The organism is Methylobacterium sp., assembly GCF_019745455.1.
Classification (GTDB): domain Bacteria; phylum Pseudomonadota; class Alphaproteobacteria; order Rhizobiales; family Beijerinckiaceae; genus Methylobacterium.
This window is the reverse complement of the sequence record NZ_JAIETD010000109.1, coordinates 1-9,130: the sequence shown is the minus strand read 5'-3', so window position 1 is coordinate 9,130 and position 9,130 is coordinate 1. Positions and strand designations below refer to the sequence as shown.

The 9,130-nt window shown below is 62.5% G+C and carries 7 protein-coding genes and 1 pseudogene; 1 reads left to right on the top strand and 7 read right to left on the bottom strand.

Features of this window, described 5'->3' with window-relative positions; all coding sequences use genetic code 11:
• Both K2Y56_RS19800 and K2Y56_RS19795 read right to left on the bottom strand, forming a co-directional pair.
• Positions 1-1,132 (bottom strand): annotated as a pseudogene (locus K2Y56_RS19800) (hypothetical protein); the annotation flags it as partial.
• 33 nt (positions 1,133-1,165) lie between these two features.
• A complete protein-coding gene (locus tag K2Y56_RS19795) occupies positions 1,166-1,636 on the bottom strand; it encodes a hypothetical protein (protein WP_292511552.1) in 471 nt (156 codons plus the stop codon).
• A gap of 126 nt (positions 1,637-1,762) precedes the next feature.
• On the opposite strand from K2Y56_RS19795, the gene K2Y56_RS19790 reads away from it, so the two are divergent.
• Positions 1,763-2,023, top strand: coding sequence for a helix-turn-helix transcriptional regulator (locus tag K2Y56_RS19790; protein ID WP_292511549.1), 261 nt, complete (start codon positions 1,763-1,765; stop codon positions 2,021-2,023).
• A gap of 216 nt (positions 2,024-2,239) precedes the next feature.
• Here the strand turns inward: K2Y56_RS19790 and K2Y56_RS19785 are convergent, their stop codons facing one another.
• The 5 genes from K2Y56_RS19785 to K2Y56_RS19765 are packed head-to-tail and all read right to left on the bottom strand — an operon-like array spanning position 2,240 to position 8,615.
• A complete protein-coding gene (locus K2Y56_RS19785; RefSeq protein ID WP_292511546.1) occupies positions 2,240-4,159 on the bottom strand; it encodes a hypothetical protein in 1,920 nt (639 codons plus the stop codon).
• 17 nt (positions 4,160-4,176) lie between these two features.
• Positions 4,177-5,166: a hypothetical protein gene (locus K2Y56_RS19780; RefSeq protein WP_292511555.1), complete on the bottom strand. Its 990-nt coding sequence runs from the start codon at positions 5,164-5,166 to the stop codon at positions 4,177-4,179.
• A gap of 34 nt (positions 5,167-5,200) precedes the next feature.
• Positions 5,201-6,211: a hypothetical protein gene (locus K2Y56_RS19775; RefSeq protein WP_292511543.1), complete on the bottom strand. Its 1,011-nt coding sequence runs from the start codon at positions 6,209-6,211 to the stop codon at positions 5,201-5,203.
• Positions 6,211-7,293, bottom strand: a complete 1,083-nt coding sequence (locus K2Y56_RS19770; RefSeq protein WP_292511540.1) for a GTPase-associated system all-helical protein GASH — start codon at positions 7,291-7,293, stop codon at positions 6,211-6,213. The genes K2Y56_RS19775 and K2Y56_RS19770 overlap by 1 nt, the downstream gene beginning before the upstream one ends.
• Complete coding sequence (locus K2Y56_RS19765; protein ID WP_292511537.1) at positions 7,290-8,615, bottom strand: metallophosphoesterase; 1,326 nt, start codon at positions 8,613-8,615, stop codon at positions 7,290-7,292. The genes K2Y56_RS19770 and K2Y56_RS19765 overlap by 4 nt, the downstream gene beginning before the upstream one ends.
• Between the last annotated feature and the right edge of the window lie 515 nt (positions 8,616-9,130).

Below are 9,130 nucleotides of genomic sequence, written 5' to 3'. Positions count from 1 at the left end.
TGATATTGGCCCGCATGGTGTCGGCTGCACCATTGTTCGTCCACGTCTGCCGACGCATCTTGGCACCAGCTGCAAGGTCGGCCGCGGTCACCCCGTAATAGCCGAGCAGGACTTGCTGCACGAGCCCGTAGCGGCGTTGCGCCTCCGTCCAGTCGGACTGGTAGCCTTCAAGGGCGCTGCGGCAGGTCTCGAGATCGTAGGCGACCGCGTCCATCACAGTGAGTACCTGAAGTAGGTCCTCGCGGGCGGCGGGTGCTTTGAACTGTGGGTTCTTCTCGAGAAAGGATCGCACCGGCGTTGGGAGACCCGGTGCTTTTTGAGCGTAGATCCGGTCGGCAGCCCCGCGTTCGGCCTCGGCGCGGACATCGAGTTTAGCCTGCTGGCGCACCACGGCAGCTTGACGGCGTTGCGCGTCGGCCTGACGCTCGACCTCCTGCTGCTGTGCTACTTGCCTCTGTTCCTCGGCGCGTTTCGCCTCATCGGCTTGCTGCCGAACCTGAGCAGCCGCGGTAGCGGCTGCATTCTTCTCGTCCTGCTCAGCGATGGCCGCGCGCAGGGGGGCGAGACGGGTACGCAGATCGAGGTCGAGGGCGGAAGGGATACCACCACGGGCAAGACGCTGATCGATGGCAGCGACACGATTCCGGCGGCTCGACAGGTCGGGGTCGGCCTCAGCTGCTCGCACGGCCTCACGAAGTTCGGCCTCGCGATCGACAGCGACGGCTTGCTTCGCTCGTAAAGCCTCGACCTGTCCCGTAACTTGGGCCTGACGGCCGTAGGGCTGATCGTCGATATACCTGAGCATCATCAGCGTACGGCGGCGGTTGGCATCGGTGGCGCATTCCGTCATGCGCCGCTTAAGCGCCTCGAAGGTGGTCCGGTCCCATTCGATGAATGCAATGCCGTAGGGGTCACCACGCTCCGACCAGTTCTGGCGGGGGAACAGCTCCGGATCGACCTGAGCGCAGGTGTAGCCGTCGAGGGCCGCTGTGCCCTCCGGTGTGGCCAGGGCGCCGGTTGTTCCCCCTATGCCGACGATCAACAACGCGATGCCGGCCAGCATGAAAAGCCGAATGGTGTAGGCAGAATGAGACGTGAGCATCGCAGCACCGGAAGCGTGAATGGTGAACATCTGGTCGAGGGAAGGCTCTGATCAGCGCGCGCCTCAGAACGGCAGCTGCACTTCGATCCAGAGTTCATCCTTGGCCGGCGAGACCCAGGTGAGCGTGAACGGCACATCGTGGCGGCCGATGTTGAAGAGGATATCAGCTTCACACAGGCGAACCTCGTAGCCCTTGGCTCCAACGGGCACGTATCCCGTCTCCTGCACGGTAACGGTCCGGTGCAGCAGGGCACTCGCCTGCTTCACGTTCGGGCTTTCTTCGATGGCATCCTTGAGAAGGCGCTTTACGACCGGACTGGCGCAAGCTGGCATGACACCGTTCGTGAAGGAGGTGTCCTCGGCGCGGATATGGCGCTGAAGGATGCGATATCCCCCAACGAGGATGACGCCGACGGACACGACGATCACAGCGTACCGCCGGCCCTTCTGCACATCTGGGTTCGCTGCCTGTTCCGCGTAGCGCGCCCTCGTTCGGGCGACTAGGCCAGATTGAGTGTCCTTGGCGTCGGGCATGCGCTTCCTCCTGTGTGGCAGGCGGAGGTTCATTGCGGCCTACCCGAAGTTGCGGCCGACATAGCTTTTCCATGTGGCTATAGCCAGTGGTTTTATGGCCCACATAAGGGCTCGTTGTGCCTCGTGATGACGGGACGAGCCTTGTTGGCGTGGAACCTGCGCCGGGTGCGTGTCGCCGCAGGCGTCAGTCAGGAGCGGCTGGCTGCGGACGCTGGCGTGGACCGGGCATATCTCGGTGGTCTGGAACGGCAGACCGAGAACCCGACGGTGGACCTACTCGACCGAGTAGCGGTCACATTGCAGGTCCCGCTGGCAGAGCTGTTCCTACAGCCGGCGGAAGGTGAAGCACCGCCGCAACCCATGCGGGGCGGTCGACGTCGCGGCTGATTGACGAACTGCAAACGACGAGCCGAAGGCGTAGCTTCCCCTACGCGCCAGAAGCAGAACCGGGTCCCACGTCAGAAGCCGGACGTTCGGCTCGGGATAGATGGCGTCACTCTAGAAAATGTCGGAAACCTGTGCCAGTTTCCGAACAACTGTCCGCGGCGCTTAATTACGAGCATTCGGTTGGCCCAGGAAGCGCGGCCGTTCGAGATACAAATGTTAGCCGAGATTGAATGGCCAGAACAAACGCAATACCAGGGAGTTGAGCCCGTCGCCATCTTCGTCAAATACGTAGAGCAACTCGTCTTTGGAAAGAGGCATGCGCTCGACTATACGATCAATGTTTACACCGTCGCGGCGGACGTTGCGGAGCAGTTTGAGCAGGCGCTTGTTGAGATCCCAGCTTTCCGACACGTAGGGGAGATGGCGGTCGAGCAACGCCCGCCCGCGAACCGAAAACCCATTGGCGAGCGCGACTTTGCGCAGGCGTGGAAGGATGTCCGCGATGATATCAATCGACCTCGCGGGATTCCATCGACACAAGACCAGCAAATAGACGTCTAGATCTGTCCGCTCCGCCTCGGTCGCGCTCGGACCGGCTCGGCCGGCGGCTTCGACGAACGCGGACGGTTTCACGTCGTGCTCGGTCGAGAAGTCGATCAGCGCGACCGCGTGGCCGACCTGCTTCGACCCCTTCAGCTCGGCAAGCCCTCGTGCAACCACCTCCCGGGCGCGGGAGGGGAAGAATGGTCTCCACCTCTCGTGCAGCCCGCCCTCCGTCGAAAGCCCGACGGCCACCACAAAGGCTTCGGAGGCGCGGCGCCCCAGGGTGGCGAGGGACTGGTTCGAAGGTAGACGGCTCATAATGGCCGCGATTAGGCGGTCTTCCGCCGCCCTGCCTTCCGCTACGTCAAACAGGCCGAGGATACCGGCTTCGTCCAGACGCGCAGCGTCGAAAGCCTTGATGAGCTCCGGCCGCATGGCCAGCACGCCTGTGACGAAGGATATCGGCATGGCTTCGTCTGAAAGCGCGTCAGGTTCGATGACGCGCGAGACTGCTTCCGAGAGCGCCGCGGCGTCCCCGATTTTTGAATCCTGGACCGATCCCAGAGCGATCGCGGCGCGCTTGAGATCGCGCTGGTCCAGCGTTCCGACCGTCGTCTCGAGCTCCTCGCGGCTAATCAGTCCGCTCGATAGGGCCTGCCCGCTTATGGCGAGCATCACGAATTCCTCGCCGTCGAGACGCCTGGTCAAGGAAAGGGCGGAGGGCGTGACGCCCAGGGCGTCACGCTTCAAGGTGGCGGCGTCGAGCGGTTTAGGAAACGATTCGAGGATCTCGGCAGGCGATCGCCTTGAACCTCTTGCATCGGCCAGATGAAGCTCGACGAGCGGTCTGAATGCGGTCCGCGGCCGGGCGGTGTCCTTGCCGTACCTCCAGAGGAACCGGCGCAGCGGTGTGATTGTCGCTGAGGTGGCGTCAGCGGTGGCGGCCGACAACCATTTCTCCGGAGCCGTATTGGTGCTCCTGGACGGGTTGGAAGGCCCAATTCGGACGATCAGGCCGCGATCGTCGTCGACCGCCGCCGATCCGAAGACCGTCCTGAACTGGAACGCCGCCCGCAGCTTCGGCCACTGCTGCGACCAAGCGGCAAGCAGAGCCTCCTCGAATTTCTCTCCGGGAAGTTCCGCGTAATGCAGAGTTCGGCCCTCGTAGTAGGCCGAGATAATCCTTTGGACCTCGAAACGGTCCGCGACACCGCTTTTCAGCAGGCGCGGGACCTCGATCTTCCGGCTGTATTCATCGTGGGCCGCCCTCGAACCCGGCTTTAGGAAGAGCGTTTTCAGAACGCCGAGATTGACCTGCCCGGTCAGGAACTTGCGCGGGAGGACGAGGACATGGCTCCAGACGCATCCGGGTCGGGGCATCTCTGGAGCAGGCCAGGTCTTGATGAAGGCAAACGCTCCGCTGTCCTTCAGGGCAAAACCACAGACGTAGCTCATTCCCGGACCGAGCCGGGCGTTCGAGGCGAGATCGGATCGGGTCGCCAGTTCGTAGGCGTCGACGGACGACAGCTGCACGGATGCCGCGAGCTGGCGATGACCGTCGGAGTAGCCGTACAGAGCCTGCTCGACCGTCATGGTCAGCGATTGTTGCGTCATCTAACGAGACCGCTGAGCCAGGCGATCGGATGCGTTAGATCATGCGCGCCCGCGCCGTGGCCGACAACACGTATGCGGCGGCCGGCGACGGACTCCTCGAGAAGCTTTTTTCTGTCGCTCTCCTCGTCCGGTTTTTCCCGTTTCGGAAGTCGGCCGCCCTGCGCAGAGACGCCGTAGATCCGTGTTTCAAATTCGTTTGCGCGGCTGTGTAGATATTGATGGAGCAGCGGCATGCTTCGCGCTAACCATTCCTCGGGGGCGGTACCCGAGGCCACCAGATCCCAGGCTGAGACGATAACGGCGACCCTCGCAGGCCGCAGGTCCACGGGAACGTCGGCGAGGGCGTCGAGAAGGTCGACGATCTGGACCTGACGAGGCGTGAGCGCCGGCGTGAAGTCGCTCGGCCGCACGGCTCCGCCGGCCGGCTGCGCGACCTCCGGCTCGCCTTTGTCCCCGCCGGCCCCGCTTTGGGACGCCATCGCGGCGTCGGGAGACCCGTCGCCGCCGTAGCCTGGTTCGTCCGCGAGTTCATCGTCGTCTTCTTCGTCGTCGTTTTCTTCCGGCATGTCCTCTGGGAGCGCCATTCCGACGTCGACGAGCGTCACGTCGTCGATTTTACGGGCAGCGCTGACGAACAAGAGCAGGCCCTCGCATCCGCGAGCCATCGTCTCAATGCGAGCGTCGTACTCACGGGAGGCGAAGACCTGCTCGAAGGTCTCACCCGACATGTCGACGAACGAGAGTTCGATGTCGCCTTCCACGAATTCGGATCTCAGATTGATAGCTATGGACCGCCACGTTCCGACGCCGGTGCGCGCAACTTGGTAGCCGCTCTCCCAGGCGCCCGCGATCTTCTCGAGATAGGAGTAATCGCCACGATGCGTTCCCTTTGAGAGCACGGTCGGTGTCTCCCTCGCTCGCGCATCGACAAGGTACCAAAGGGCGGCGGCGTAGGTCGTCTTCCCCGATCCCTGGAACCCGATCACAACGTGTCTATGGCTGGCCAAGCTAACCGCTCCCCTAGCTCGTCAACATTCTGTCGACCCAGCGGGCCGGGGCGTTGGCGGGCAACGGTGCCACATCCTTAAGCGGGCGCGGTGTCAGCCATCCCTGGAACAGCTCCTCCAGGCCGATCATGCCGACGCCGAAATTCGACCGCGGCATGGCGCAGATCCGGCGCATGCCGATAGTATGGCCGGCAGTTCGGAACTCCTCGGCGATCACGTTCTCGAAATCCAACAGCTCATCGAGGACCGGAACGAGACTCGGCTTCGTCGCTAGCTTGTCGAGCTTGGTCGAGACGATCTCAAGCACCGCATCGTCGGGAATCGCGCCGTTGTTAAGAAGAGCCCAGATCTGCTGCTTGAACTTCCGCTTGTAGCCGGAACGCGTCTCCGGCCTAGCGAGCTTGCCGGCATCGAGCATGAAGCAGATGCGGTCCGCCATCGCGAGTTCCCACAGCGCCGGGATCAGGCTCGTATCGCGGCGTGCTGCACGGAAATCCTCGCCGGACCGGTCCGCGATGAGGAGGTGGTGCTGGCCGGTTCCGCGGACCACGTTCAGGTGAAAGAATCCGACCCCGTCCTGGCGGCTCGTCCTGTCCGTGGCCGGCAACGGCAGATCCGATCGTTCGAGGGCTTTGTGGTGTCGGCGAGCGAAAGCCGTCAGCGTTCGGCTGGATCGGAAAGTGTAACCCGCGAAGGGACCCTTGCAGAACGCACCGTAGAGGGCCGCGATCAGCGTCGTCTTTCCGGCTTTGACATCGCCGACCAGCGACACCGTCGTGGTTGCCGCCGCCTTCCGCATCGACCAGAGTTCGCTCCGGTTGAGCATATCGCTGCGATGCAGCGTCAACTTCGGTTCGACCGGACGTGGGGGTGCTTCCAGCTCGCCCTCGTCCTCGCCATGGTCGAGCGCGGCCTCCTCGGGCTCGTACTCGGAGCAGGACTCGATCGGGTCGTTGCGCAGAGCGCAGACGCCGGACTGCGCGACATCGCAATCTGGCCGGCGGCAGAACGGGCTGCTCGGCATCAGATCCAACCGGACTTGATCAGCATGCGCTCGTAGAACGCTTGGACAGCGATCTCGAACCGGGTAAGCTCCGTGTCGATCGAGAGGCCGCCATACTTCGCGAACAGGGCTGGTATCGAGGCGGTGATCGCGGCGTCGTCGTAGAGGCGCAACCCCGCATTCAACAAGGCGATCGGATCGGGCTGCGTCTTTGTATCTTGGAGCAAGGCGGCCCGATCTGCTGTCGGAACCGCTTCGAACGTGTCTTTGATCGTCTGGCGCGTGTTGGCTTCCCCGCCAAGCGCGTCGCGGATGATACCGAGCGCACCATGGGGACCCGGGAGGACGTGGATCATCGCGGCGACGTCGGTCCCGATCACGAACGGGAGCGCCTGTCCGTGTATCTCGGAAAGCGGGCGGTCGAGGAGATAGCTCCATCGCCCCATGCGCCACCACAGCAGATCGACTTCCTCGGCTAGCCGGCGGTTCTCGTTCGTCAGCGCGGAAAGGGCGCCGTTGAACTTTTCAACCATGCGCGCTTCGGAGGCCTTGGCCTCGGTAACGATGGCCTCGAGCGCCGTATGGATCGTCGCTGCATCTCCCGTTTTAGCCGCGAGCACCGTCTTGCCGATGTCCTGCCATCGTGCTGCTGCGATCTGGGTGCGGAACCCCAGACGTCGCGTGCGCCCCATGTCCGCAAGCCCGGACCGCGCCGCCATCACAATCGCTTCCTGGTCGACGGTTTGCCTACGGCCGGCGAAGCTACCAGTCAGCACGAGCGCAGGCGTACCGGCGAAACCAGACGCTATCATGTCGGCGAGCAGGATCGTGGCGACGATCCGAGCTTCGTTGCCATCGTGTTCGAGAGAGAAATGACCGTCCTTCTCCTTCAAGATGTCTTCTAGCCAGACAGGTTTCTGGCCACTGGACACCGGGATGTCGAAGGCGAGACGCGCGAGATCTACGATCTTATCCTCGCTTTTGGGCAGATCCTTGCGCACTTTCCTGTGCGCGGCTTCCCGGAAGCCGACGATGCTGCGGTCCGCGCCGGGCTGGAGCTTCCGGTAGGCCTCTGCAAACGCAAACTTGTCGTTCTCGCTCATACCGCGTCGCCGCTCCCCAAAGCCTCATCCGCCCTGTCGTTCAAATCAACGAGTTGATTGCGTTCCTTCGCGCGGCGGACGGCAGCGAGAACGAATTCGTAGTCCTTGAGGGCCTGATCGCCGTCTTCGTCGAGCGAAAGCGCGACGATCAACTGCCGCTGGAGATGCTCGGGCAGGCGAAACATCTTGCTGACGACGGTGCGCATCGTGACGCGTGGCGACTCGTCGGACGCCTTCATTTCGGTAGGCACGCCGGCGGGTGGTCCCGTCGCATCGGCCGTTTGCGGAGCAGCTGGAGGAAACCAGTCCGGCAAAGCATGGCGCACGCTCCACGGGTTGGCGTTCTCCGGATCCGGCACGGCGATGAACCGTGCTCCTTCCCTCTTGCGGACCCAGATCTCGACATCGAGATGCCTCTTCCCGCCATCGTGTTCGAACGACAGGTTGATCCAGTTATAGCCTGGATCCCAGCCGGGCTCATTGCGATCTGGATGCACAGCGCCCGCGCGAATCGTGGTGAAACGCCTGCCTTCCTCGACCCGTCGCGTGTGCTCGTGACCGAACAGGTGGAGCTTCGCCACGTTCTCGATGCGCTCCCTGAACGGGCCGCCGTTCTTAAGCCAGCCATAGGGATGGTGACACATCACGACATGCGTGACGTTCGGACCGTCTCTCGTGATCTGAGCCGCCGCCGGATCGACGAACATGTTCCCGGGGGCGTCGTGTTCGTCGCAAACCAGCACCGAATTGAAGCCCCATATCCGAAGCGTCGAGCCGCCCTTTAGTTTCCAATCTCGAACGGCGAACGGCTTCCGATCAGGCTTCTTCGGATCCTCGGCTGCGAGATTGCAGACGAATTCCGCGGCGAACCGGTTGTAGTTCTCGATGGGCCCGAAGAGCATCTGGGATGAGAACGGGTCCGAGAGATAGCTGCGTAGAATGTCGTCGCTCTGATCGGCAGGATAATCCCTCAGCTTCCTGCGGACGTCCTTATGTGCAGGCGTCGCTGCCTGCCTCCGATCGACGTCGTGATTGCCCGGGATAACAAAGACGTCCTCAATCCTACATCCCGCAGCTGGGCAGAGTGTTGATTTTAACCACTCGTAGGCGAACGTGTATTCGTCCGCTGCTCCCGCGAAGGCGATGTCGCCGGAGATCAGGATCCCGTCAGCTGGACGGCCGATCTCCCGTCTCATCAGCGCGACATCCGCAACCAGATCGTCGCGCAGCCCCGCATTCGGGTCGTCACGGCGGATGATCTCCTTGGATCTGAAGTGGATGTCGGAAAGGTGTACGAACAGCTTTTCGTCGTCCCGTATCAACGTTTTCGCCCCAAGCTGTTACTGTCCAGAATTCACAATCGAAGTGGGAGTACCCAGATCGCAGCTTCGTCGAAGCGGCGACCTGGGGCATGTGGCCGATTTGACGGCCGCGCTTGCTGTTCCACGTTCAATTTCTACATGTTGCCGCATATTTCGGTCACGCTCCGTTCGTAATACGCGTAGGGCTTTTGGCAAGAGGTCTGCGACACGCATGGATCCGGTATCCCCGGCCCGAAGCCGAGATTGCAGAACAAAGTGTCAGACATCTGCGGCTGAGCCCGTGTTGAAGCTCGTCGTAGATTTAGACAAAGCCACCCGAGAACGGACTTTCCCATTGCCTGCTTTGGGTCAAATTTAGCCGAGACGGCGGAGCCATGAAGGGTGGCCGTGCAGACATACGCCGTCCGGCTCAATGAAACAGCCGTAGGTGGCTTCGTCCACGGCATCGAACAAGAATTGCGTCAGGATGAGAAACTCGGGTTCCGGCACGGTGGGGTCGGGCCATCGTTGGCTAG

Excerpts from the sequence above, each read along its gene's own strand:
- K2Y56_RS19795 (WP_292511552.1), bottom strand. The coding sequence starts at position 1,636 with ATGCCCGACGCCAAGGACACTCAATCTGGCCTAGTCGCCCGAACGAGG.
- K2Y56_RS19790 (WP_292511549.1), top strand. The coding sequence starts at position 1,763 with ATGACGGGACGAGCCTTGTTGGCGTGGAACCTGCGCCGGGTGCGTGTC.
- K2Y56_RS19785 (WP_292511546.1), bottom strand. The coding sequence starts at position 4,159 with ATGACGGTCGAGCAGGCTCTGTACGGCTACTCCGACGGTCATCGCCAG.
- K2Y56_RS19775 (WP_292511543.1), bottom strand. The coding sequence starts at position 6,211 with ATGCCGAGCAGCCCGTTCTGCCGCCGGCCAGATTGCGATGTCGCGCAG.
- K2Y56_RS19770 (WP_292511540.1), bottom strand. The coding sequence starts at position 7,293 with ATGAGCGAGAACGACAAGTTTGCGTTTGCAGAGGCCTACCGGAAGCTC.